The 23,233-nt window shown below is 45.5% G+C and carries 20 protein-coding genes and 3 tRNA genes; 20 read left to right on the top strand and 3 right to left on the bottom strand.

Annotated elements, in window-relative coordinates:
• Positions 1 to 11 precede the first annotated feature (11 nt).
• Entirely contained in the window at positions 12 to 3,494 is a 3,483-nt protein-coding gene (mfd, locus tag HRR27_RS06200; protein ID WP_173271930.1) for a transcription-repair coupling factor, read from the bottom strand.
• A 139-nt stretch (positions 3,495 to 3,633) separates the two neighbouring features.
• Here mfd and HRR27_RS06205 point away from each other — a divergent pair, with 139 nt between their 5' ends.
• Together HRR27_RS06205 and HRR27_RS06210 are read left to right on the top strand one after the other, a co-directional pair.
• Positions 3,634 to 4,866, top strand: a complete 1,233-nt coding sequence (locus HRR27_RS06205) for an RND transporter family protein (protein WP_173271932.1) — start codon at positions 3,634 to 3,636, stop codon at positions 4,864 to 4,866.
• Positions 4,867 to 5,391: 525 nt separating this feature from the next.
• Positions 5,392 to 6,708 (top strand): NAD(P)/FAD-dependent oxidoreductase, encoded by a 1,317-nt coding sequence (locus tag HRR27_RS06210; protein WP_173271934.1) that lies wholly within the window; start codon positions 5,392 to 5,394, stop codon positions 6,706 to 6,708.
• A 325-nt stretch (positions 6,709 to 7,033) separates the two neighbouring features.
• On the opposite strand, the gene HRR27_RS06215 is transcribed toward HRR27_RS06210, so the two are convergent.
• On the bottom strand, positions 7,034 to 7,897 hold the full coding sequence (locus tag HRR27_RS06215) for a delta-class carbonic anhydrase (protein ID WP_173271936.1): 864 nt from the start codon (positions 7,895 to 7,897) through the stop codon (positions 7,034 to 7,036).
• Positions 7,898 to 8,419: 522 nt separating this feature from the next.
• On the opposite strand from HRR27_RS06215, the gene HRR27_RS06220 reads away from it, so the two are divergent.
• From HRR27_RS06220 to HRR27_RS06235, 4 genes are all read left to right on the top strand, one after another.
• Entirely contained in the window at positions 8,420 to 9,100 is a 681-nt protein-coding gene (locus HRR27_RS06220; RefSeq protein ID WP_173271938.1) for a trimeric intracellular cation channel family protein, read from the top strand.
• A gap of 94 nt (positions 9,101 to 9,194) precedes the next feature.
• Positions 9,195 to 10,445 (top strand): lipoprotein-releasing ABC transporter permease subunit, encoded by a 1,251-nt coding sequence (locus HRR27_RS06225; protein ID WP_173271940.1) that lies wholly within the window; start codon positions 9,195 to 9,197, stop codon positions 10,443 to 10,445.
• Complete coding sequence (gene lolD / locus HRR27_RS06230; RefSeq protein WP_173271942.1) at positions 10,438 to 11,133, top strand: lipoprotein-releasing ABC transporter ATP-binding protein LolD; 696 nt, start codon at positions 10,438 to 10,440, stop codon at positions 11,131 to 11,133. Before HRR27_RS06225 ends, lolD begins: the two co-directional genes overlap by 8 nt.
• Before the next feature lie 3 nt (positions 11,134 to 11,136).
• Positions 11,137 to 13,068: an ABC-F family ATP-binding cassette domain-containing protein gene (locus HRR27_RS06235; RefSeq protein WP_173271944.1), complete on the top strand. Its 1,932-nt coding sequence runs from the start codon at positions 11,137 to 11,139 to the stop codon at positions 13,066 to 13,068.
• Between the two features lie 227 nt (positions 13,069 to 13,295).
• On the opposite strand, the gene HRR27_RS06240 is transcribed toward HRR27_RS06235, so the two are convergent.
• On the bottom strand, positions 13,296 to 14,270 hold the full coding sequence (locus tag HRR27_RS06240) for a S49 family peptidase (RefSeq protein WP_173271946.1): 975 nt from the start codon (positions 14,268 to 14,270) through the stop codon (positions 13,296 to 13,298).
• A gap of 112 nt (positions 14,271 to 14,382) precedes the next feature.
• Here HRR27_RS06240 and uvrC point away from each other — a divergent pair, with 112 nt between their 5' ends.
• From uvrC to HRR27_RS06310, 14 genes are all read left to right on the top strand, one after another.
• On the top strand, positions 14,383 to 16,233 hold the full coding sequence (gene uvrC, locus HRR27_RS06245; RefSeq protein ID WP_243830800.1) for an excinuclease ABC subunit UvrC: 1,851 nt from the start codon (positions 14,383 to 14,385) through the stop codon (positions 16,231 to 16,233).
• A gap of 89 nt (positions 16,234 to 16,322) precedes the next feature.
• The gene (gene pgsA, locus HRR27_RS06250) at positions 16,323 to 16,904 is read left to right on the top strand and encodes a CDP-diacylglycerol--glycerol-3-phosphate 3-phosphatidyltransferase (RefSeq protein ID WP_173271950.1); all 582 of its coding nucleotides are present in this window, start codon (positions 16,323 to 16,325) and stop codon (positions 16,902 to 16,904) included.
• Positions 16,905 to 17,012: 108 nt separating this feature from the next.
• Positions 17,013 to 17,088: transfer RNA gene (locus tag HRR27_RS06255), tRNA-Gly, on the top strand.
• A gap of 6 nt (positions 17,089 to 17,094) precedes the next feature.
• Positions 17,095 to 17,168: transfer RNA gene (locus tag HRR27_RS06260), tRNA-Cys, on the top strand.
• 71 nt (positions 17,169 to 17,239) lie between these two features.
• A tRNA-Leu gene (locus HRR27_RS06265) sits at positions 17,240 to 17,326 on the top strand.
• Positions 17,327 to 17,545: 219 nt separating this feature from the next.
• A complete protein-coding gene (locus HRR27_RS06270; RefSeq protein ID WP_173271952.1) occupies positions 17,546 to 18,811 on the top strand; it encodes a tyrosine-type recombinase/integrase in 1,266 nt (421 codons plus the stop codon).
• A gap of 349 nt (positions 18,812 to 19,160) precedes the next feature.
• Entirely contained in the window at positions 19,161 to 20,090 is a 930-nt protein-coding gene (locus HRR27_RS06275; RefSeq protein WP_173271954.1) for a hypothetical protein, read from the top strand.
• 287 nt (positions 20,091 to 20,377) lie between these two features.
• The gene (locus HRR27_RS06280; RefSeq protein WP_173271956.1) at positions 20,378 to 20,803 is read left to right on the top strand and encodes a Mor transcription activator family protein; all 426 of its coding nucleotides are present in this window, start codon (positions 20,378 to 20,380) and stop codon (positions 20,801 to 20,803) included.
• Positions 20,800 to 20,994, top strand: coding sequence for an AlpA family phage regulatory protein (locus HRR27_RS06285; RefSeq protein ID WP_173271957.1), 195 nt, complete (start codon positions 20,800 to 20,802; stop codon positions 20,992 to 20,994). Before HRR27_RS06280 ends, HRR27_RS06285 begins: the two co-directional genes overlap by 4 nt.
• A gap of 378 nt (positions 20,995 to 21,372) precedes the next feature.
• Positions 21,373 to 21,666, top strand: a complete 294-nt coding sequence (locus tag HRR27_RS06290; protein WP_173271959.1) for a hypothetical protein — start codon at positions 21,373 to 21,375, stop codon at positions 21,664 to 21,666.
• Positions 21,666 to 21,932, top strand: coding sequence for a hypothetical protein (locus HRR27_RS06295; RefSeq protein WP_173271961.1), 267 nt, complete (start codon positions 21,666 to 21,668; stop codon positions 21,930 to 21,932). Before HRR27_RS06290 ends, HRR27_RS06295 begins: the two co-directional genes overlap by 1 nt.
• The gene (locus tag HRR27_RS06300; RefSeq protein WP_173271963.1) at positions 21,932 to 22,432 is read left to right on the top strand and encodes a hypothetical protein; all 501 of its coding nucleotides are present in this window, start codon (positions 21,932 to 21,934) and stop codon (positions 22,430 to 22,432) included. The genes HRR27_RS06295 and HRR27_RS06300 overlap by 1 nt, the downstream gene beginning before the upstream one ends.
• Positions 22,414 to 22,686, top strand: a complete 273-nt coding sequence (locus HRR27_RS06305) for a PriCT-2 domain-containing protein (RefSeq protein WP_173271965.1) — start codon at positions 22,414 to 22,416, stop codon at positions 22,684 to 22,686. Before HRR27_RS06300 ends, HRR27_RS06305 begins: the two co-directional genes overlap by 19 nt.
• Positions 22,687 to 22,689: 3 nt before the next feature.
• A complete protein-coding gene (locus HRR27_RS06310; protein ID WP_173271966.1) occupies positions 22,690 to 23,109 on the top strand; it encodes a helix-turn-helix domain-containing protein in 420 nt (139 codons plus the stop codon).
• Positions 23,110 to 23,233: the final 124 nt, after the last annotated feature.

Here is a 23,233-nt window from a genome sequence, read left to right on the forward strand (position 1 = left end):
TGTGTAGTAAGTTAAGCGGTTGGACGAATCATTTTGACTAATAACTCAATAGCCGTTTGACGCTGTTCCAGCAAAGGCATTGTATCGAAAATTTTAATCTCGTTTTGTCCTTTCATCTGGTAGCGTTTAGGGTTTTGTTGCAGCAGTAAAATGGTTTTTGCCATGTCGATATTCGGTTGTGCACCAAACACCACGCGAATCATCGCTTCGGAAGCATCAACTTTTAATACGTCAATCGTTTCAACCGTCAATTTGACTTCGGCGGCCATAAACAAGTTTTTCACCGCTTGCGGAAGCAGTCCAAAACGGTCAATCATTTCGATTTCCAGATCACGGAGTGCTTCTTTATTTTGAGCGGTAGCAATGCGTTTGTACAAGACTAAGCGGCTGTGCACATCCGGTAGGTAATCTTCTGGAATCAATGCGGGTTCGCCCAAATCGACTTCGCAACCGTGGTGCAGTTGGGTATTGAGTTCCGGTTGTTTGCCTGATTTGAGCGCTTTAACGGCACGTTCTAAAATTTCGCTGTAGAGGCCAAACCCAATCTCTTGGATCTGCCCTGACTGACCGTCGCCAAGCAGTTCGCCGGCACCGCGAATCTCCAAGTCATGACTGGCGAGCATAAAGCCGGCCCCCAAGGTGTTGTGTTTGGCGATGGCGCTGAGACGTTTTTCGGCGTCTCGAGTCATCGCCGCCTTGTCGCCGGTAAACAGGTAGGCGTAAGCTTTATGATGTGAACGACCGACTCGCCCACGCAGTTGGTGCAGTTGCGCCAAACCAAATTTGTCGGCACGATGTATCAAAATGGTATTGGCGGTTGGAATATCAATCCCGGTTTCGATAATGGTGGTGCAAACTAATATATTAAAACGGCGGTGATAGAAGTCTTCCATTACCGATTCGAGTTGCCGTTCGTTCATCTGGCCGTGCGCAAAAGTGACTTTGGCTTCGGGAATTAGGGCTTGCATTTGTTCGACCATGCGCTCGATTCGGTCTACATGGTTATACAGCAAGTAAACTTGACCACCACGGCGAATTTCACGCAGACAAGCTTCGCGTACGGTTTCTTCGTTCCATTGCTGGACAAAGGTTTGTATCGCGAGGCGTTTTGCTGGTGCAGTGGCAATAATCGACAGGTCGCGTAAATCGTTCATCGCCATATTTAGGGTTCGTGGAATTGGGGTTGCGGTCATGGTCAGAACATCGACTTCGGCGCGGACTTTTTTCAATTGTTCTTTCTGGCGGACGCCAAAACGGTGTTCTTCGTCGATGATGATCAAGCCGAGCTGTTGGTAGGAAACGTCTTTTTGAATCAGTTTATGGGTGCCGATGATAATGTCGATTTTGCCGGCGGCCAAATCATTCAAAATCACTTTGTGCTGTGCGGCGCTTTGAAAACGCGATAAGACTTCAACGCGCAGTGGCCAATCGGCAAAACGGTTGCGGAAGTTTTCAAAATGCTGTTGCGCCAATAGGGTGGTGGGTACCAGCATTGCGACCTGTTTGCCACTGTGGGCGGCGATAAAAGCGGCGCGCATTGCTACTTCGGTTTTACCAAAACCAACATCACCGCACACCAGGCGATCCATCGGTTTATCGGAACGCATATCGGCTAACACCGATTCGATGGCGATATATTGGTCTGGGGTTTCTTCGAATGGAAAGCTGGCCGCAAAACGGGCATAGGCTTCTTCATCGGTAGCAAAAGCCGATCCTTTGCGTGCGGCACGCTGTGCATAAATATCCAGCAGTTCGGCGGCGACATCATGCGCTTTTTGTGCAGCTTTTTGTTTGGCTTTTTCCCATTTGTCGGTGCCTAGCTGGTGCAATGGCGCACTTTCTGGGGTTGCGCCGGTATAGCGACTGATTAGGTGCAACGAGCTGACTGGGACATACAGCATGGCTTGTTTGGCGTATTCGATTTTTAAAAACTCATGCACCGTGCCGCGAATGTCCATGGTTTCTAGTCCCAGAAAGCGACCGACGCCATGGTCGATATGCACAATCGGGCTGCCGATTTCCAGTTCAACTAAATTGGCGACGGCGGCGGTAAAATCTTGGTGGCGACTTTTACGACGGCGGCGCTGTTGGACGCTTTGTCCAAAAATATCGGCTTCGGTGATGATGCAGAGGTTATCTAACCACAGTGAGTTTTCAATCGGGCCAACGAGAATCGCCGCATCTCGCGAGTTTGCTTGCTCTTGCCAAGCGCATAATTCTGCCCAGTTGTGGCATAGCGTTGGGTTAGCAAACCTTTTTTGTGAAAGGTGTTTGCTTAACACGGTTAGCAGTGTTTCTCGCCGTCCGGTGGATTCGGCGCAAAAAACAATCGGTTGCTTCATCGTATCCAAAAAGCCATTGAGTTTTGCGAGTGGGTATTCGCTCGCGCTTTCAATGCTTAAGTCCGGCAGAGTGTGTGCATTGAATTTATGGGTGATTTTGGCTTGATGATTGGTGGGTGCGATGCTGATACGGTGGCGCGTTTTGAGCACACTCATAATCACCTCGTCAGCCAATAGGAGGTCTTGCGGTTGAATTACCGGAAAATCGCTGTTGTATTGCGCGATTTGATAACGTTCTTGATAGTCTTTGCGGTTTTTCTCGAGTGCTGGCTCTAAATTATCAAAATCAATAAACAACGTTTTTTCGGGCAGGTAGTCAAACAAAGTGGCGGTTTCTGAGTGAAAAAACGGCAGGTAATATTCTAAGCCGCCAACCGACTCTCCCTGACTGACCTGTTTATACAGTTGGCTTTGGTGCGCGTCCATGCCGAAATAGCGGCGGAAGTTCTGTTTAAAAAGGTCTATTCCGGCGGGGTTTACGTTAAACTCTCTGGCCGGTAAAAGTTCGATTTGCTCGATGGTTTCAATCGTCAATTGGTTCTCTGGATCAAAACTGCGAATGGATTCGATTTCGTCATCAAACAGGTCTAAACGAAACGGCTTTTTTGAGCCCATCGGGAAGAGGTCAATAATCCCACCGCGCACCGCATAGTCGCCATGCTCTAGTACCGTACTGACGCGCTGATAGCCGGAGAGGGTGAGTTGTTCGATCAGTTGTTCGGGATGAATTAGGTCGCCGGTTTTAAACAGAAAGGTAAATTGTGCCAGATAGTTTTTAGGAATGACTTTTTGCGCTAAGAGTGCTGCAGGAATCACCAAAATACCGCTGGTGCAGTGCGGCAGTCGATACAGTGTTTTTAGACGTTCGGAAATCAAATCCTGATGCGGCGAAAACGGGTCGTACGGTAAAGTCTCCCATTCTGGAAAACTTAATAAGGTCGTATTTTGTTCGGCACTGAAAAAGGCAATCTGTTGTTGTAGCTGATTGGCTTGTTGCGAATCGCCGGTCAGCACCACGCAAAAAGGGTGTTGCTGTTGCAGTTGGCTAATGAAAAGCGCGGCGCTTGAGAGATTGCAAGGCGTTGTGCGCGAACGGTGGCCACTGAGCGGAAAGTCGCCAAGTGGGAAATACGGAATTTTGAGAACGGCCATAAGTTTTGTTGTGTTTACTTTAACTTACCAAAAATATGTGGCCTATTTTAAACCACTGCATCGTGCTTAGGGAGTGAATCTGGCATTATTCGTGATGCAAATGGTCAACAAAGCATGCTTAAAGAGGAAAATAAAACCGATGAATAATTGGGCATTTAATTGGGTGCAAATTTTGGCACACAACAAAAAAGCGCTGTCTTGGCGTCTTGGGTTAATTTGGTTAGTTCTGTCTTACGGACTTTTGGATTTTGCTTGGACAAGTGTGACACCGATTATCGCTGCGCTGCTCTTAGCCACCGTTTTAATGAGCCTTGTCCTTGGATGGATGGCGGATTCTTATAAAACCGCCGCGCTGCAGTTTGCGTTAAGTTGGCTTATTTTATGGGGGATATTTGCCGCTTTAGGTTGGCTGGGGTTGGCGCTTAACGAACAAGGGTTGTTGGCGTTATTGGTGGTGGTGACAATGTTTTCCGCCAATTTAATTCATCTGTTAAGCACCGTTCTTAGAGAAATGGCGCGCGGTCTTTATCAGTTTGATGCGGTCGCAGAGGCTTTGAAATTAAACTTCACACCGATTTTTTTATCCAATTTAACCACTTCGTTGGGATTTGTGTTTGCCGCTTGGTTGCATCCCGATTTTAGCCAGATGGCGTGGATTGTAACGCTCGGTGCACTGTTAAGTTTGATTTTGAGTATAAGCTTGTTTCCTTTGATTTTATTGACATTTTTTTTAGAGTTTCGGGTTGGTAACAGTCGCGATCGCAATGCGTTTCGCGGCTGGATTGAGTGGTTAAAACAGCATCGCTATCTGCGTAAATACTTATTAGGGTTTAGCCTTTTGCTAACCGCTGTTTTAGGTTGGTATTATCAAAATGTGTTGCTGAATGCCCAGTTGTTAACCATGCTCGGGTTATTTGCTGCTTTATTTATGCTGTATTGGCGTTCGATTAAAATGGTGTTATTTACTTTGTGGCTGACGCTGTTGGCGTGGTTACTGGGCATTGCATTGCAGAGTTTTTTGATGGCACTTTGGCCGACATTTTGGGGACTCGGTTTTGATGCCGAATGGCTGCCGGTGTTATTGATGCTTAGCCTCGGCGTGATTATTGATGATGTGGTGCATTTCTTCAGTCGCTATCAACGCGCACAGTTGACGATGTTTGCTAAAGGATTTGATGCGGTTGCATTTGCAATGGCCAGCGTGGCAAGACCAATTTGGATGAGTTCTTGGTTGTTGTTGGTCGCTATGCTGGTTTTGCTCAGTGCGCAGAGTGCGTTGGTGGTTGCGGCGGCGGCGTTACTCATGATGGCGATTATTATTGTGACCATCATGGTGCTGGTTTGGTTGCCCTTGTTACTGGTCGGTGACTAGGCAGACACCGAATAAAGCCAAATGGCTTTAGACACAGAGCAATTTGGCTGAGCAAGGCGGTTGTTTGCATTCCTGTTTAGACTCGGGCAAAAATAAGCAACACAGTGCCGTCGCATTTTTCTATCCCTTTCATCCATAGCTTTGGCTATGGATTTGCAAGCGAGCCTAGAATTTGCGCCTTGTAAGACCTCGCTGGTCCTAATGGAACTTATTTTGTGTCTTCCTAGAGTAAATTGGTTTTTACTGATAATTTTTTGGTTATGCTTCGATACAAAAAATAATTTTAGAATTATGTAAGTTATTAATAATATGTATAGGCTTGCTAATAAAATTTATTTCTATTCTAATAAGCCAGGTTTATCAAGGATACAAAATTTTTATTTTCATTTTTAGGTTGATTGCGGCAGTATCTCACTACTGTTTTGTATGCCTATAAGGTTATAAAAATATCTTGGGTAAGCTGATAAGTCAGAGTTATAGATAAATAGAAAGGGCTGTAAAGCTCTTTGAATAAATGAGGTGAACATGGCAACAGTTGTTGTAGTTGGGTCCAGTACTGGTGGGTTACCAATGTCTTACGATATTCGTAAACATCTTGATAAAGGTCACACAATTAAAGTCGTCAACGCGACCGATGAATTCAATTTTGTCCCGTCAAACCCTTGGGTTGCGGTAGGCTGGCGTAAACCGGAAGATATCTCTTTCAAACTTGAGCCACATTTAACGCGTAAAGGCATTGAGTTTTATCACCAAACTTGTACTGGTTTGGATGCCGAAAATAACCGCATCACCTTAGATGACGGCACGAGTATGGACTATGATTACTTAATCTTATCGACTGGTCCGGCTTTGGCATTTGATGAAGTGGAGGGATTTGGTCCTAAGAGTCACGGCGGAAACACCGTGTCAGTCTGCACTACACCACACGCTAGCGAAGCTTATGAGCAGTGGGAAGCGTTTTGTAAAGATCCGGGGCCGATTATTGTTGGCGCGGTACAAGGTGCATCTTGTTTTGGTCCGGCCTACGAGTTTGCCATGATCATGGAAACCGATTTACGTAAGCGCAAGCTACGTAGTAAAGTCCCAATGACTTTTGTGACAGCCGAACCTTATATCGGTCACCTAGGTTTAGGTGGTGTCGGAGATTCTAAGGGTTTGATGGAATCTGAGCTGCGTAATCGCCATATTAACTGGATCTGTAACGCCAAAACGACCAAGATTGAAGAAGGCACAATGTATGTCGATGAGCACGATATGCACGGTAATGTGATTAAACAGCACCAACTGCCTTTTAAGTATTCAATGATGTTGCCTGCATTTAAAGGTTCAAAATTCTTATGTGAATTAGTCGATGCTGACCCAGCTAAAATGGGCGGGCCTTTAGTTAATCCGCGTGGTTTTGTTAAGGTAGATCAGTTCAGCCGTAATCCAACTTTTAAGAACATCTACGCTCTGGGTGTCGGGATTGCGATTCCGCCGGTCGATACAACCTGTCCAGTCCCTTGTGGTACGCCAAAAACTGGTTTGATGATTGAATCTATGGTGACGGCCATCTGCCATAACATCGAAGCCGAACTGAATGGTAAAGAGCCACATGAAGAACCGACCTGGAACACCGTTTGTCTAGCGGATATGGGCGATTCCGGTGCCGCGTTTGTCGCATTGCCGCAGATTCCTCCACGTAATTTAACTTGGGCGAAAAAAGGTAAATGGGTTCATTTGGCAAAAATTGCGTTTGAAAAATACTTTATCCGCAATATGAAAGCTGGTAATTCCGAGCCAATCTATCAAAAATATATTATGAAAATGCTGGGTATTACCCGTTTAAAATCAGATAAATAAGTCTGGTTGTTGATAAAGACCCGCTACGGCGGGTTTTTGTTTTTAATGGATTCGATATCGTCTTTATAGAAGACTTTACAATACGCCACAGATTCCATAATGTATCGCATCACGGCTTGAGTGAACCGCGCTCAGTGGTTTTCGGGAGAGACAGAACGCCTCCGTATGGTATTGGGGCAGGCGATGAATTGCTGTTTTATCTATGTCGCTTTAGGATTTTAAGCAAAAATTTATGCAAAAAAAACCGCTTAAAACAAGGTTCTAAGCGGCTATAGGCTAAAAAATTTAGCGGAGAATAAGGTTTTTACTCTTGTTTAAACTTATCTTATTTAATCGATGAGATCAGACGTGGGTTTACCACTAGGTTGCGTACGCCGTGAGCGTGATCTTCTTTAAAGGTGTTGCCTTTACACCATTCACCAACAGTGGCGATATCCACTTTGGCCACTTTGGGACGCACGCTCCATGAAACTTGGAACGGAGAGCCTTTTTCGTTGTATTTTGGTCCAGTTGTTGAACCTAAATACTGGACTGGTGCGCCGGTATTTGTTGGGATGTTTAATGCTTGTTGACGGCCACCGCGAATGCCGTGCTTGGTTAAATCGACAAAATTAAGGGCTTTTTTGTCATTCACTAAAACATAAACTTGAGTTTCAACGCGTAATTGTGGATTACCGATGCTGTCATTTAAACAAGAGGCTAATGTTGGTCCCGGCTTGATGTCAGCAGTCGAGTGGACGTAATGTACTTCAATGGTGTCACCGACATTCAGGCCACCATGTTTGCTTGGGCAGACTTCGCCTTTGTAAGGCTTCGATTCTGCTTGAGTTAAGGCGCCATCGTATTTGAAACCGCTGTTAAATCCTTTGCCGTCGCCATTACCCGCATAAGTGGTGAACTCACCACCTTGGTGTTCGGCATTGGCGTGGAAGTGGATATTACATAGGTTCATTTGTTGGTATGGAGGAGCTGCACTGAAGTTAATTGGGTTGGCACCACTCAATTCATCTATATTACGAGGTGACTGTGGACCAAATCCTTTACCTTGTGTATTGGCTTGCAATGCTGCGCGCTGTTGTTCAATAACTTTGTCAGAAACGCTATCGTGACCATGCTGATGTTCTGCAGCGTATGCGGTTGAGGATAAAGCAACAGCCGTAAGGGCAAGTGTTAATACAGATTTTTTCATAAAGTTCAGTCCTATAACAATGATTGTATTTTGTTTATCTTTCTATTTTTTATTGTGTTGTTAGCGTCAGCCTAAATTAAGGATTGCGCTGACGGGTTGGAGTTATATCAAAGGGCTTTTTTTTTGAGTAATAGAAAAAATCAATGGCTTTTAGGTGCTGTTAAATATCATTAAAAGAAAATATTAACCCCTTTTATTCGCATGTGTGAAAAGTACATGCAAGCGTGAATAAGACGGGATTTCACAGTAGTAATCCAAATTTTTACTAATAGAAAATGCAGGTTTTGTTAATTAACAGGTAAATAATCTTTACCTCACTTTTTATGATGAAATTATCGTGTTAAGCGGTGAAAAACTCGATTGTGCTGTGCTGCTTGTTTTTGTCAGGTCTAAATATGACGGCAAACAACCGCCTTGCTCAGCCAAATTGTTCTGTGCCTGAAGTCATTTGGACATATTCTGTATCTTCTTAAGTTACCTAGGCGCTTTCTTAGTTTTTCGTCCTCTCTTATAATAGTCGCCATGAAAGTTAGTCTTATTCTTCAATATCTCGACTTCCTCGGCACGGTGGTTTTTGCAATCACTGGGCTTTTGGCTGCGCGCCGTAAACAGCTTGATCTGTTTGGTGCCATTGTTATTGCCATGGTGACTGCAATCGGCGGTGGCACTCTGCGTGATTTAATCATTGGCCAGCCGGTGTTTTGGACGCAAAACGATATTTACATTTATATAGTCGTGTTCAGCACATTGGCTTTTTTCTTTTTAGCTCGGTATCGACGTTTACCGATTAAGCTCCTTTTATTCTTGGATGCGTTGGGTTTAGCGGTATTTACGGTTATTGGCACCCAAAAAGCGATGGAGTTTGGTTTTTCTGATCCGATTGCGATTATGACGGGAGTGATGACTGGCGTTGTCGGAGGAATGATTCGCGATGTATTGGTTGACGAGATTCCGTTGGTTTTGCGTAAGGAGATTTATGCAACGGCGTCTTTTGTCGGTGCTAGCGTGTTATTGTTGTTGATTCACAGTGAGGTGTCGCACGAGCTGGCTATTTTAGTATCGATTCTTATCACCATGCTGATGCGTGTGGCAGCCATTGTGTATAAAATCGAATTACCGGTGTTTATTTCCTATCATGCGCCGCGTCCAGTCAAGCCACAAAAAAAACGCCAACAAAACCCGACAAAGAAAACAAAAACATAGATAATGAGTTGCTTATGTCTCCACTTGCCGATTGAGCTGCATAGCTCTTAAAAAGGTAAGTTATCTTTTTTAATAAAGTGAATTTGTTAGCACTATGTCTAAACTCCCTTTCGAACTTTTTCTTGGTTTGCGCTATACCCGCGCCAAGCGCCGTAACGGATTTATCTCCTTTATTTCCCTGTCCTCGATGATTGGTATCGCGCTTGGCGTTACCGCCTTAATTACCGTGTTGTCGATAATGAATGGCTTTCAGCATGAGTTGCGCGAGCGTATTCTCGGCATGACTGCGCACATGACCATCACCCAAGAAGATGGCAAATTAAGTCATTGGCAAGATTTATATCAACAGCTTAAAGGCCTTGAGGATATTCAAGGCGCTGCGCCGAATATTTTAGAGCAAGGGATGTTGACATACCGTGGCGCAGTCAAAGGTGCGGCGATTCGTGGTATTTTGCCGGACTTTGAAAATGAAGTCAGCGACATCGCCAATAAGATGTTGCTTGGGTCTTTGGTGGATCTGCAGGAAGGCGAGTTTTCGATGATATTAGGCAGTGAACTGGCGCAAAGTCTGGGATTGTCGATTGGTGATAAAGTCACTTTAATTGCTCCTCAGGGCACGGTTACCGCGGTTGGCATTGTGCCACGTATTAAGCGTTTTAACGTGGTTGGCATTTTTCGTGCAGGGATGCATGAATACGATGCCAATCTGGCGTTTATTCACCTGAGCGATGCGCAAAAATTGTTTAAGTACGATCAAAAAGTTTCTGGTCTACAACTTAAGATTGACGATTTGTTTCGTGTTGGGGAGGTTAAACAAGAGTTAGCGAACCACTTAAATCAGACTTTATATGTCCGCGACTGGCGGCAACAGCACATTAACTTTTTTAAAGCGATTGAGATGGAAAAACGCATGATGTTTATTGTGTTGGCATTAATTATCATGGTGGCCGCGTTTAATATCGTTTCGACCATGGTGATGGTCGTAACCGATAAGCAAGCGGATATTGCTGTCTTGCGCACTTTGGGCGCAACGCCGAATAGCATTCAATGGATTTTTATGATTCAGGGCTTGGTCATTGGTTTGCTTGGGGCGCTCTTCGGTCTGCTCGGCGGTGTGCTTCTGGCGTTAAACATTGATGTCATTGTGCCGTTTATCGAAACCCTTTTAGGGATTCAGTTTTTCCCACCCGATGTTTATTACATTAGCCAAGTGCCTTCTAAAATAGATTGGCATGATGTGTATGCAGTTGCTGGCGTGGCGTTTGTGTTGACGTTACTGGCAACACTTTATCCGGCGCGTAAAGCAGCCAAAGTTCAACCGGCGGAGGCATTGCGTTATGAATAATCGACAGCGCGTTTTGTGCGCTCAGAATCTAAGCAAAACTTATCAAGAAGGCGATATTGAAACCCAAGTGTTCAAAAAAATTGATTTTGAACTTTTGGCGGGCGAAAAATTAGCGATTGTTGGCGCATCCGGTTCTGGAAAAAGTACCTTGCTGCATTTACTGGCCGGTTTGGATAAGCCGACATCCGGTCAAGTGCAACTGTTAGACGCGGACTTTTCCAATCTTAATGAGAGTAAGCGCGGTAAGCTACGCAATACTCACATGGGGTTTGTGTACCAGTTTCATCATCTTCTGCCGGAGTTTAGCGCCTTGGATAATGTCACCATGCCGTTGCGCATTCGACGCAGTAATTTGGCGCAAGCCGAAGAGCGCGCCACGCAATTATTGCAGCGCGTTGGTTTGGGGCATCGCTTAAAGCATAAACCGTCGGAGCTCTCCGGTGGCGAGCGTCAAAGAGTCGCATTGGCCCGCGCTTTGATTACCGAGCCGGCGTGTATTTTGGCCGATGAGCCAACTGGTAATCTGGACCAACACTCAGCTGAGCAGGTTTTTGAACTGCTTTTGGAACTTAATCAAGAACTCAATACTGCCTTGTTAATTGTTACCCACGATTTGCGCTTAGCGGCGCGGATGGATCGTCAATTGCACCTGATTGATGGCTGTCTTGTCGATAAAAACGAAAAATAATTCATGATTACACTACAAAACCTCTCGCTGCGCGCGGGCATTAAACCGCTGTTAACTGGCGCCAATTTGGCAATTAATCCGGGCCAGAAAATTGGCTTGGTTGGACAAAACGGGGCGGGTAAGACCACTTTATTTAAAGCGATTTTAGGGCAAGTTAGTCTTGACGCTGGCCACTTAAGCGTTCCTGCGGAGTGGATCATTGGTTACGTTGAGCAGGAAACGCATCGTGGCGCACAAAGTGTGTTGGAATATGTCAGTTTTGGCGACGAGCTTTACGCCAAGGCGGTGCAGCAACTCAGAGCAGCTGAGCAAGCGCATAACGACAATGCGATTGTCGCGGCTTATGACCAGTTGGACAAGTTGCACGGCTTTGCAGTGGAAAATCAGACGAAACAGCTATTGTATGGTTTAGGTTTTGTGGAAGCCGATTTCTCAAAATTGATCACCGCTTTTTCCGGTGGCTGGCAAGTGCGCTTGAAATTGGCGCGTGCGCTGATGCAGCGCTCGGATTTGTTACTGCTTGATGAACCGACAAACCACTTGGATATTGAAGCGGTAGCGTGGTTAAAACAGTGGTTAAAGAGTTTTGAAGGGGCGGTGTTGGTGATTTCGCATGATCGCGATTTTCTTGACCAAGTGGTGCAAGGTATTGCGCATATCGACCAACAAAAAATTCAGTATTACGCGGGCAACTTTGCGGCTTTTGAACGGCAACGAAATGAAAAATTGATGCAGCAGCAGTCGTTACACGACAAACAAAAACAGCAGATGCAGCACCTTAAAACGTTTATTAGTCGATTTAAAGCCAAAGCATCCAAAGCGAAGCAGGCGCAAAGTCGTGTTAAGGCTTTGGAGCGCATGGAAATGGTTGCGGCAGTGCAAGCCAGTAATCCGTTTCACTTTGAATTTGCCGAGCCAAAAGCGCAACCAGATCCAATGTTGCAATTGGAAAAATTGCAATTTTCTTATGCCGATAAAGTCATTATTGAAGACGCGGATTTAACGCTTCGTGCGGGCGATCGAATCGGTTTGGTTGGGGTAAATGGATCAGGAAAAACCACTCTGCTAAAACTGATTGTTGGTGAGCTTAAACCGATCAACGGTAAAGTCATTGCTGCACGAGGTGTCAAAGTTGGGTATTTTTCACAGCATCAACTGGAAACCCTGCGTCCTGAATGGAGTCCATTAAAACACCTATTGGCTTTGGAAGATGCGCCCAGCGACCAACAAGCGCGCGATTTTTTAGGTGGTTTTGGCTTTTCTAACGAGCAGTGCTTGGAACCCATCGCTCCATTTTCGGGCGGCGAAAAAGCGCGTTTGGCCCTAGCGATTATTGTTTTCCAGCAGCCCAATTTGATTATTTTGGATGAGCCGACCAACCATTTAGATATGGAAACCCGCGACGCTTTAGAAATGGCCTTAAACGATTACAGCGGCGCTCTCTTGTTGGTCAGCCATGATAAGCATCTGTTGGCGGCGATTGCCGATCAATATTGGTGGGTACATCAAGGAAAGGTGGCGCTTTTTTATGGCGATTTGGATCAATATTTATCCGAGCAGCTTAAGCGTATTAAACAAAGTGCGGTACAGGAAAAAGCAGAAGACGGCGAGGATTCTCAGAAAAACCAGAATAAAAAGCAGCAGCGTATTGCCAATGCGCAGCAGCGTAAACAGCTTGATATGCTGATCAAGAATGACCTCCAGCAGAGTCGTAAGCTGGAAAAAGAGTTAGAAAAGGTGCAAGCGAAATTGGCGGAATTGCATTTAAAAATGGAAGACACGAGCCTCTATGATGAAACGAATAAAGCACAGTTGAGTGACTGTTTGCGTCAGGAGGCAGAGTGTCAGGCGCGCTTAGAAACGCTAGAGATGGATTGGCTAGAAATTGAAGAAAAAATCCAAACTAAGCGTGAGCAATTCGAAGCAAATTTATAATTTATCGCTGTTTTGTAAGTGATAAAAAAAGGCGTGTTTTGGCTAAGGAGGCGCAGAATTAAGTCCCAATTAGCTTCAGCGAGGGGCTGTTCTTGCAAGTCTTGCCCTTAGGCGCTTTGAACAATTTGACTGTATTGTGTTGCTTGTTTTTGTCAAGCAAGGCATGACTGCAAACAATCTCGCATTGCTCAGTCAAATTGTTCTGTGCCTAAAGCCATTTGGGCGCTCTAGTGCAGAGTGGTGAAATACATGGCTAAACGGCTTGAGGTTTGTGTGCTGATATCGCCAAGTAATTGCTCAAAAATCGATTTTTCGACTTCGTAGTAACGGAAGTTCGGTTCACCAGTCATGAGTTCTCGTCCGACCGAGCCCATATCGCCTAAGCCATCAATCATGCCATTATTTAGCGCATCTTCACCTAACCAAACTAATCCAGTGTAAGTCTCGTCGGTCTCTTTAATGCGATCGCCACGTCCATCACGGACCGCTTGAATAAACTGCTGATGGGTTTTTTCTAAGACCTGAGTGCGGAAAAACTCACGCCCAGCTTCGTCTTTTTCGGCAAAAGGGTTAATAAAAGTTTTGTGTTCCCCTGCGTGCATCGAACGATTTTCCACGCCAATTTTTTCCATTAATCCGGTAAAACCAAAAGAGTCCATTCGTACGCCAATTGAACCGATTAACGAGCCCTTATTGGCGATGATTTTGTCAGCGGCCACGGTAATGTAATAACACCCAGAAGCACACAGGTCTTCAACTACTGCAATGACCGGCTTGTTGTACAGTTTTTTCAGACGGGTGATTTCATCGTTGATTAATGCCGATTGCACCGGACTGCCGCCAGGTGAATTGGCTTTAATCAGTACGGCTTTTGCCATAGGGTCGCTAAACGCTTCCTGCAGAAGCGGCAGCATATATTCTGCGCTGGCTTCACTTTGCGCCATGATAGGACCTTCTAAACGTACGACAGCCAGATGTTCGCTGCCGTTTTGCATTGTTTTAAGCTCTTTGGATGCGCCGATGCCTTCCATGGCGATATAGATGAAGAAAATAATATAACCGGCAATCGCCAGTTTTAGAAAGTTAGCAAAACGGCGGCTCCAACGCTCTTGTTTTACCAGCGATTCAACCGCTCCGGCAAGGCGATCAAAGTTTTGCATTTCGGCCGCTTGTGGTTTTGGCGACTGGTTTTCTTGTTCCATCTTAATTCCTTTGCTCAATTCGCTATAATAGATTGCTCCGCATTTTACCCGTTTATTGTTTATGACCCAAGCTAAGACAGGCTCGAAAGCGCCACTACAAAGTGAAAACATCGTGGATAAGTCAGAAAAAAGTGATGCAAGCCCAATTGAGTTTGCGATAGATGAATTTCTCAAGCACCTTACCGAGCGGCCGGGTGTCTATCAGATGTTTGATAAGCAGCAGCAAATTATCTATGTGGGTAAGGCCAAGAATCTAAAACGCCGCGTCAGCAGCTATTTTAAAAAGCGCCATGATGACATAAAAACCACCACCATGGTTGAGCAGGTAGCGCGTATTGAAGTGACGATTACCGATACTGAATCGGAAGCGTTTATTTTAGAAAACACGCTGATTAAACGCCATAAACCCAAATATAACATTCTCTTTCGGGATGATAAGTCTTATCCCTATATCTATGTTTCGACAGAAAAAAAGCACCCTGCGTTGGGTTATCATCGCGGAGTTAAACGGCGTAAAGGTGAATATTTTGGTCCTTTTCCCAACGCTTCGGCGGTGCAGCATACGTTGCATACTTTGCAGAAGATTTTTCCGGTACGCCAGTGTGCCGAGACGGTCTATCAACATCGCTCGCGCCCGTGTTTGCAATATCAGATAAAGCGCTGTTCTGGCCCTTGTGTCGCAGGATTGGTCGATGATGAGGCTTATCAGCGTGATGTGCGGCATACGTTGATGTTTCTGCAAGGCAAAAGCTTTGAGGTTGTTGAGGAACTGGCTGAGCAGATGCAAGCAGCGGCTGAAACCCTCGAATTTGAAGCGGCAGGGTTGCTGCGCGATCGGATTTCGGCACTGCGTTCCATTCAGTCGCAACATCTGATTAATCAGCCTGGAAGTCGCGACTTGGATGTTTTGGCGTTGGCGCAAAATGGCGACCAAGTCTGCCTGTGTTTGATGATGTATCGCGCGGGCAATCTTTGGGGTAGCGAGACGTATTACCCAAAACTCGCGGTGGTCACCGCCCCCGACGAAGTTCTGCTGGCGTTCATGACTCAGCATTATCAACAACATCCTACTCCGCAGAGTATTTTGCTGGCGCAAAAACTTAACGACCTAAATGCACTGCAAGCACTTTGGCAGGAAAAATATCAGCGCCGCACTGTGTTTAAAGAACCCAAGCTCCAGCATGAAAAAAGTTTATTTGCGCTAGCCAAAACCAATGCAGAAGCAGGGTTAAAACAGCATTTGACGCAAAAAGTTAATCAACAAGCCCGGCTGCAAGCTTTGCAAGAAATTCTGAATTTGCCGGCCATTCCACAGGTAATGGAGTGTTTCGACATCAGTCATACCCAAGGTGAATTGACCATTGCCAGTTGTGTGGTGTTTAAGGATGGCATTGCCAGTACCCGCGATTACCGTAAATTTAATATAGAAGGGATTACGCCAGGGGACGACTATGCGGCTATGCACCAGGTTCTCAGTCGGCGCTACGCGCGGCTTAAGCAAGAGCACGCTAAATTTCCGGACTTAATTGTGGTTGATGGTGGCAAAGGGCAACTTAATCAAGCGATTGACGTGCTTAAGTCGCTGGAATTGGAGTTTTTGCCTTTGGTCTCAGTTGCCAAGGGCGAAGGGCGAAAAGCGGGTTTAGAAATTCTTTATACGCCACACAATATGGATGGCATTGATTTAGATGCGGATGACAGTGCTTTACATTTAATCAATCATATTCGCGACGAAGCACATCGGTTCGCGATAACCGCCCATCGTGCTAAACGTGGGAAGGCGATGATGCACTCGCGTTTGGAAGACATTCCAGGAATCGGCCCAAAAACGCGCAAAACCTTGCTATTGCATTTTGGCGGCTTAACTGAAGTTAAAAATGCCGCACCGACTGAACTGCAAAAAGTGAAAGGGATTAGCCCGAGTAAAGCGCAGAGTATTTACGATTTTTTTCACGGAGAATAAGAACAGGCCGCGTATTTTTATAAAATCGGCTGGGTGAAAATGTGTTAGTATTTTTTTCCACTTCCTAAGATCGAAAATTAAGATACCCCATGAATTTGCAATCGTTGCCAATGATGATGACTTGGAGCCGAGTCGTTTTAATCCCAGTTTTTTTAATCTGTTATTATGCGCCGATTGAAGACGCTCGTTTTTGGGGTGCGCTTGCGTTTATGATTGCAGCGATTACCGACTGGTTTGATGGTTACTTAGCTCGAAAAATGGGTTCTTCCAGCAAATTAGGCGCATTTTTGGATCCGGTTGCCGATAAGCTGATTGTTGCGGCCGCATTGATCGTCGTTGCCGCTGAATACAATGACAATTTATGGGTGATTATTTCTGCAGTGGTCATTATGATGCGAGAAGTGGCAATTTCCGCATTACGAGAGTGGATGGCGGAAAATAATGCACGTGATGTGGTTGCGGTATCTAATTTAGGCAAAGTCAAAACCGCATCGCAATTGGCTGCCTTAACGTGGTTGCTGTATGGCGGTGAGCTTTGGGGTGTGGATTGGGGGCAACTTGGTTTCCCGATGTTGTATTTTGCTGCGGCCTTGACTTTAATTACTTGGGTGCAATACACCAAAGCGGCTTTGCCACAAATTATTGCCTCAACTAAAACACCACAAGACTAAGTTTGCGATTGCCGTTAAGCGTGAAAAAACAACTACAAAAAAAGTAAAAAAAATTGCTGTTTAACGCTTGACCTTTTATGGGCAACCCCTATAATACGCCGCATCCAAGCGGGAATAGCTCAGCTGGTAGAGCGCAACCTTGCCAAGGTTGAGGTCGCGAGTTCGAACCTCGTTTCCCGCTCCAGATTATGGCGCGATGGCAGAGTGGCTATGCAGCGGATTGCAAATCCGTGGACCTCGGTTCGACTCCGGGTCGCGCCTCCACTTTACAAGTTTTGTAGATGTATCATGCTTCTGCAAAAAACTCGAAAAAACCAAGGTTTTTTCGGACACCTGCCCAGGTGGCGAAATTGGTAGACGCAGGGGACTTAAAATCCCCCGGTGGAAACACTGTGCCGGTTCGACTCCGGCCCTGGGCACCATTCTTACGTTTCAGCAAGTTTCAAATCATCCCTGATAACCCATTCAAACCCTTGTCTATACGTCGTTTCAGCGTTTTAGTTGTTTCGTAGTGTTTCACGTTGTACCATAAAAGCACGGGATTTTATGGGGTAAAAAGTGGGGTAAATTTCTAACCCCATTCGATTCACCCCCTTATTTACCCCATTTTTACTAATTCCACCGTTATTAGGGGGTTAGCAATGGCGCTTACCGATACCAAAATCAGAAAGACTAAGCCCACCGGTAAAGTTCAAAAGCTAGCGGACGGGGGCGGCTTGCGTTTGGAAATCACTAAGGCCGGTACCAAGGTTTTTAAATACCGTTTCAAGATGGACGGCAAAGACACCAATCACACTATTGGTGAATATCCGGCTGTTAGTCTACTTGAAGCCCGTACACTTCGAGACGAAGCCCGCCAATTAGTGAAGATGGGTATTAACCCGAATGACCATAAGCGCCACCAAAAGCAAGCCATAGCTAAAGAAACCGCAAAGCAACAGGCCGAAAGTGATTTGATGACCTTTGCCCAGTTGTTGAATGAGTTCTACAGCCATAAGACGAAAAGCTATGGTGACCGTAAACCCGAATGGGCATTAAGTACCTATCAAAAGCATAAGCTTAGATTTGATAAGCACGTTTTGCCCATGCTTGGGGGCGTGCCGGTAGTGCAGATCACCGAGCAACAGCTAGAGGATTGCTTGTTAAGAATCCAAGAACACGGCACCCTAGAGAATCGGGATAAGGTCTACAGCGTGTTTAAGTTGCTATTCGAGTACGCCAAGGGTAAACGCTACTTAGACCGCGACCCCGCCTTATACATTTCACGGGCGCTATTCGTTAAACACGTTGCCAAGCAGTTAAAGCACGTTACCACCCCCAAAGAACTAAAAACCGTTCTCACAAAACTGGATACCATGCGCGGTACCTTCGAGGTTTTAAGCTGTTTACGGCTTGGGCTTCACGTTTTCCTTAGACCGAGCGAATTAGTGGCGATGCGTTGGGATGAAGTCGATTTCAAAGCAAAGGAAATACACCGGACCACCACCAAGGGAGACCAAACAGGGGAAGGGAAAATAATCATTATTCCAATGAGCCGCCAAGTTGAAACCATGCTCAATGAATTGCACGCCTTAACCGGTGAAACTCCGTATGTCTTCAAATCCCCAATGACCAACAGCCATATAACAAGCGGTTCGATAAACAAGAATGTAAGGGATAACGGCCTTAATACGCTGATAGTTCCCCATGGCTTTAGACATACGGCTAGCACCATGCTGAACGAAATCGGGTTCAATGCCGATGAAATCGAATTGCAGTTAAATCATGTTATCGGAGGTGTTCGGGGCGTATATAACAAGGCTCAGAAACTCGAACCAAGGCGAAAAATGTTACAGCATTGGAGTGATTACCTTGACGGAATAAAGGCCGGTGGTGACGTTATCCCCATTAATAGAGCTACTTCCTAAACAGGTTAAATTTAGGCGGGATTTATCGGGTATTTCTGGTTTTTTCCGGTCATATTAGGGCGGTTCTAATAGTGCCTTAATTTCTGTCTGGTACCGGAGAAACTAACGGAGCTTATAGTTGAAAGGGCTATGCGCCTAGTGACAGGCACCGCCGACGGTTAGTTAGCTTCACAGTGGTCACTCACTCAGCAGGTCAACCCCGAAGAATTTCATTATAGCCACGATGTTTGGTAATCAAAAGAACAATATTGGCACGGCCTAGGGCAGATCACCCGAACCGGCGGACTATCCACCCGCCCCCGACCGCGCCACCTTATTCAGTAGTGGATAGGCTGGGAGGCCGTACAAAGTGAAAGAGGTTAAGCTAATCAAGGACCATTACAGCCTTGAGGACGTGGCGAGCATTTTAAGCAAATACGACCATAGTGGTGCCGTGACGGTTGAAGATGTTAAGCGTCTTATCAACTCAAGAAGCTTAAAGGCAGGGGTGTTATTAAGGGGAGTTACTCTTTTAAAAAATGATTCTAAAGGCTACAACTTAGAAACATTTAACGACATCAACGACCTTGAAACGAATCACAATGAGCTATTTCAGTATTTAAAGGAACCAAGCACCTTAGGCGATATCACAGAAAACCTAGGAATAATTTCTTTATTCGCAAAGTTTTGCACTCTTAAACAAGGTTATCAATTCTATTTAGACGGGGATGAAGAGCCAACGCAACAAGATGAACAAGATCCAGATGGCGTTTATTTGTGGTTAAAAGATGATCAGTTTATTGCCTATCCAGCGACAAAAAGTTTTGTCACAGGTGAATACAACACCATACCGGCAACCGATCTTAGCCTTGAGTTTTTACCGACTGTAAGCATTGAATATAAAGGCAAGTTTTACAGGTTGATGAAAGGGCTTCACAAACCTTTTACGGATGTTTTTGCGCTTACCAATTCATTCAATCGTTTTGGCTTGTTTGTAGAGCGTGAAGAACTAGCCGCCTACCTTGAAGCACCAAAGCCCACCGATCAGCAAGCCGACACACCCCCTTATCTTGACCAAAATAGCCCGTATTACTCGCTAGAGTTGGATATAGCGATTCAAGCGCATAAGGCTTTTTATATCGACAAAACATCAAGATCAATCAAAGACTTTGCTGACCAAGCGGCAATTTCGCACGGTGTGCCAGAGGATAAAACAAACACCTTTGCAAGCCGTGTGCAGACGATTGCAACCGCTAGAAAAGACTTGACCCATGTGACTAGAACCAAGTCAAAAAAATAATTTCAACTTTCTAGCCGCCTTACCTTAAGCCCCAATCCATGGGGCTTTTGTGTTTCTACACCCCCTTAAAAATCATCAAGCCGGCTTAAGCGGCCTTTCTAACCCGTTTTAGATTTTTGTTACCACTAGAACAATAACCACCAAGCCGACACGGTACTAAGCGGGGCAAATAGGGCTTTATTGGTATTCCTTCTCAAACACTTGAAATACAACCCTACCGGCACCGCTTTTACACTCTTGAAACATGGCTTGAGGCGCACCAATCCATTCAAAAGCAAGGTAATACCGTGGCAAATATCGAAGTAGCAGGACTGTCTAAAGAAGAAATTGAAGAGCATGAGGAGGGCTTGAAGCTATTAGCGGAAGCCTATCAAAACGTGCACTTGAAGTTGTGGCCTAGCCGCATCCAAGAGTTTTACGAGGTGGCGCTAAACGAGATTGAGAAAAGCGGCTTAGATCAAGGTGAAAAGGGTAAGGCCTTAGCCGCTTCTATATGCACAGCAATTTCACTTTATATGGGCGGTAAATCGTTTTATTTACCGGCATCGAGCGGCCTTAAACAGGCTATTCAGGACTTGCGCATAGCTAAAGACTTTACCGGCTTTAACTACCCTGAGTTAGCCAAGAAATACAGGGTTTCTGAAATGACGATCAGAACCAGTTTAAAACGCCAAAAGGCACTAATGACAGAAGTAAGAAAAGGGGGGCGATGATGAGCCAAGCCAAGATTATGCGACTTAAAGAAGTCATTGAAGTAACAGGGCTTTCTCGAACAACGATCTACCGAAAAGTGAAGGCGGGGGAGTTCCCACAGCGCAAGCAACTTAGTGCGCGTTCGGTGGGATGGCTTGAAAGCGATGTAACGGCATGGATTAACCAATGTTCAACCGTTGGAGCCGCTTAAAACAGCGGTTAAAGACCATTTAAACAGCTTGAAGGCAATCAGATGAGAACAGCAATAAAAAGCGCGCTATGTAGCCAAATGGGCTTGCATGGAACAAGCAAAGCCGCTAATATTGACGGCACTACTAAAACCACTAGAGGCCTACGCACAGCCTTAAACCGTGCTTTTTTTATGCCCAAAATCCGCGCATTTCTTTGCGCTATGGGTATGAAAAACCGTATCCGTATTCTTAAAAATGCGGACGGGTTGAGAGGACTTAATACAAGACCCTTTACGGGGAATAAGTCCCGCCGTCTAGTGGCGGTAGTTGATGCCCGTCCACCTGTTTCAGTTGAAGCAAGTGGACACGAACTGACTAAACCACTAGGAGGCCACTACATGGCTAATACTTCCCAAACACGCGGCAAATTCACCCCCGCGGACTTTTCTTTTTCTATCGAACTCCCACAACACAGCTTTATCAAGCGGTTTATTGCCGTCTATTCGCCTGCTTGCGGATGGTCGCTAATGCTTGAGACCGAGGCCGGCCAAATCGCCACGATCTGCAACCCATCTAACGGCTTTACGCGTTACTTTGAAGACCTCGATAGCCTAGCCTTATGGCTTTCTACCCAAGGCGTGCCAGAAATGACCGTTTTCCTACCTGCGTTAAGCATGGGAGGGCGCGACTAATGAGCCGTTTAATTGAATTTGCCGAACTCTACAACTCCAAAGAACCGCACCACCGCGAACAGCTAACCGAACTAAGCCGCTTAATGCTTGTGGATAACCTAACCGCGATTAAGGCGATTAGTTGCGATATTTCGGATATGTCACTGCATACCACCGCGCAACAGATCAAAGTAAGCGAACACGCCTACCACCTTAACCGTTTGGCAATGGATAGCCGCGAATTGCTAGAGATTATTGCCCCTGAAAACGTTGAGGGGGTGGCGTAATGGATTGGTTTAAATTTGCTGAATTAGTCCGCAAGGTTAATTTTGACGTTTTGGACGGCACGATGACCGAGGCCGAACTACAAAAGCGCATCGACAACAGAGAGCCCATATTCACCTCCCTTGAAGAATATCAAGCGGCGTTTGCCTTGCGAAAACTTGCACTTAAAGAGATTGAAGACGCTCTAACCTACACAATTCAAAGCCTAGGAAAGTTACAGGGTGGCCTTAACTACGGTGTAACACATGGCAAAGACTTAAGCCGCGCTGATTTGATGAATGTCATTGAATTATCAGAGGATGACACAAAGCTAGAAATCGACCGCCTAATGACCGCCTTGCAACTGTTTCAAATGATAGAGCCGTTAAGCCAAGCCCTTGCGAGAGAGGCCGCGGTTTTGATGGATGAAGATATTTATTTAGCGGTAAAAGGGCAAATGCTCAAGAATTTTGCGAGTTTGAAAGATGTAGGGAAGGAAGCACCATGCAAAGCAAAACACTAACCCCCCAACAGCTTGAAGGCGTTCTTGATTATACCCCGATACCGAATGACCACAACCGATTTGTAGCCATACTGACGGCGATTAAATCCGAGTTTGGTATCAGCGGCAAGACCGCCGCCCACCAATGGGCTAGACGCGCCCCCAATTTCCACTCAGCGAACTTTTCTACCACTTGGCAGAACATACAGCCGGTGGACGGTGTGACCTGTGCCGGCTTGTACTATGAAGCCAAGGCGAACGGCTGGGAGGGCTAATGCATGGCTAGCATGAGTAAGCGCGAAAAGCTAACAGGTAGAAAAGGTTCAGCACCTTTTTATCAAGCATTTCACTATATCCATGATTCAGCCGCATACAAGGGCTTAAGCCCTAGTGCAAAAGCGTTATTGCATGAACTATGTAGACGTTATAACGGTTCAAATAATGGGGATTTGAGCGCGCCTTACTCAGAACTAAAGGAGTGCGGCTGGAAGTCAGACAAGACACTGGCAAACCATCTTAGAGAACTCCAAGAAAGCGGCCTAGTGATTCAAACTAGACACGGCGGCACTGGTCGAATTTGTAACCTGTACGGGCTTACATGGTTGCGACTCGATGAATCATCAAAATATGACGCTGGCATGAATAAACATATCGGCAAAATTTTAAGCACATGGAAGCAATTAAAAGCGGTGAATTAGACGGTAATTTTTACGGGCTGAAAAATAAAAGTGAGGGGTATTTTTTACGACCTATTACCGTAATTTTTACGACCTATTGATTATTTTTTAATCAAAAAAGGGTAATAGACCGTAATTTTTACGG

It is taken from the genome of Thiosulfatimonas sediminis (assembly GCF_011398355.1).
Taxonomy (GTDB): Bacteria; Pseudomonadota; Gammaproteobacteria; order Thiomicrospirales; family Thiomicrospiraceae; genus Thiomicrorhabdus; species Thiomicrorhabdus sediminis_A.

Excerpts from the sequence above, each read along its gene's own strand:
- mfd (WP_173271930.1), bottom strand. The coding sequence starts at position 3,494 with ATGGCCGTTCTCAAAATTCCGTATTTCCCACTTGGCGACTTTCCGCTC.
- HRR27_RS06205 (WP_173271932.1), top strand. The coding sequence starts at position 3,634 with ATGAATAATTGGGCATTTAATTGGGTGCAAATTTTGGCACACAACAAA.
- HRR27_RS06210 (WP_173271934.1), top strand. The coding sequence starts at position 5,392 with ATGGCAACAGTTGTTGTAGTTGGGTCCAGTACTGGTGGGTTACCAATG.
- HRR27_RS06215 (WP_173271936.1), bottom strand. The coding sequence starts at position 7,897 with ATGAAAAAATCTGTATTAACACTTGCCCTTACGGCTGTTGCTTTATCC.
- HRR27_RS06220 (WP_173271938.1), top strand. The coding sequence starts at position 8,420 with ATGAAAGTTAGTCTTATTCTTCAATATCTCGACTTCCTCGGCACGGTG.
- HRR27_RS06225 (WP_173271940.1), top strand. The coding sequence starts at position 9,195 with ATGTCTAAACTCCCTTTCGAACTTTTTCTTGGTTTGCGCTATACCCGC.
- lolD (WP_173271942.1), top strand. The coding sequence starts at position 10,438 with ATGAATAATCGACAGCGCGTTTTGTGCGCTCAGAATCTAAGCAAAACT.
- HRR27_RS06235 (WP_173271944.1), top strand. The coding sequence starts at position 11,137 with ATGATTACACTACAAAACCTCTCGCTGCGCGCGGGCATTAAACCGCTG.
- HRR27_RS06240 (WP_173271946.1), bottom strand. The coding sequence starts at position 14,270 with ATGGAACAAGAAAACCAGTCGCCAAAACCACAAGCGGCCGAAATGCAA.
- pgsA (WP_173271950.1), top strand. The coding sequence starts at position 16,323 with ATGAATTTGCAATCGTTGCCAATGATGATGACTTGGAGCCGAGTCGTT.
- HRR27_RS06270 (WP_173271952.1), top strand. The coding sequence starts at position 17,546 with ATGGCGCTTACCGATACCAAAATCAGAAAGACTAAGCCCACCGGTAAA.
- HRR27_RS06285 (WP_173271957.1), top strand. The coding sequence starts at position 20,800 with ATGATGAGCCAAGCCAAGATTATGCGACTTAAAGAAGTCATTGAAGTA.
- HRR27_RS06290 (WP_173271959.1), top strand. The coding sequence starts at position 21,373 with ATGGCTAATACTTCCCAAACACGCGGCAAATTCACCCCCGCGGACTTT.
- HRR27_RS06295 (WP_173271961.1), top strand. The coding sequence starts at position 21,666 with ATGAGCCGTTTAATTGAATTTGCCGAACTCTACAACTCCAAAGAACCG.
- HRR27_RS06300 (WP_173271963.1), top strand. The coding sequence starts at position 21,932 with ATGGATTGGTTTAAATTTGCTGAATTAGTCCGCAAGGTTAATTTTGAC.
- HRR27_RS06305 (WP_173271965.1), top strand. The coding sequence starts at position 22,414 with ATGCAAAGCAAAACACTAACCCCCCAACAGCTTGAAGGCGTTCTTGAT.
- HRR27_RS06310 (WP_173271966.1), top strand. The coding sequence starts at position 22,690 with ATGGCTAGCATGAGTAAGCGCGAAAAGCTAACAGGTAGAAAAGGTTCA.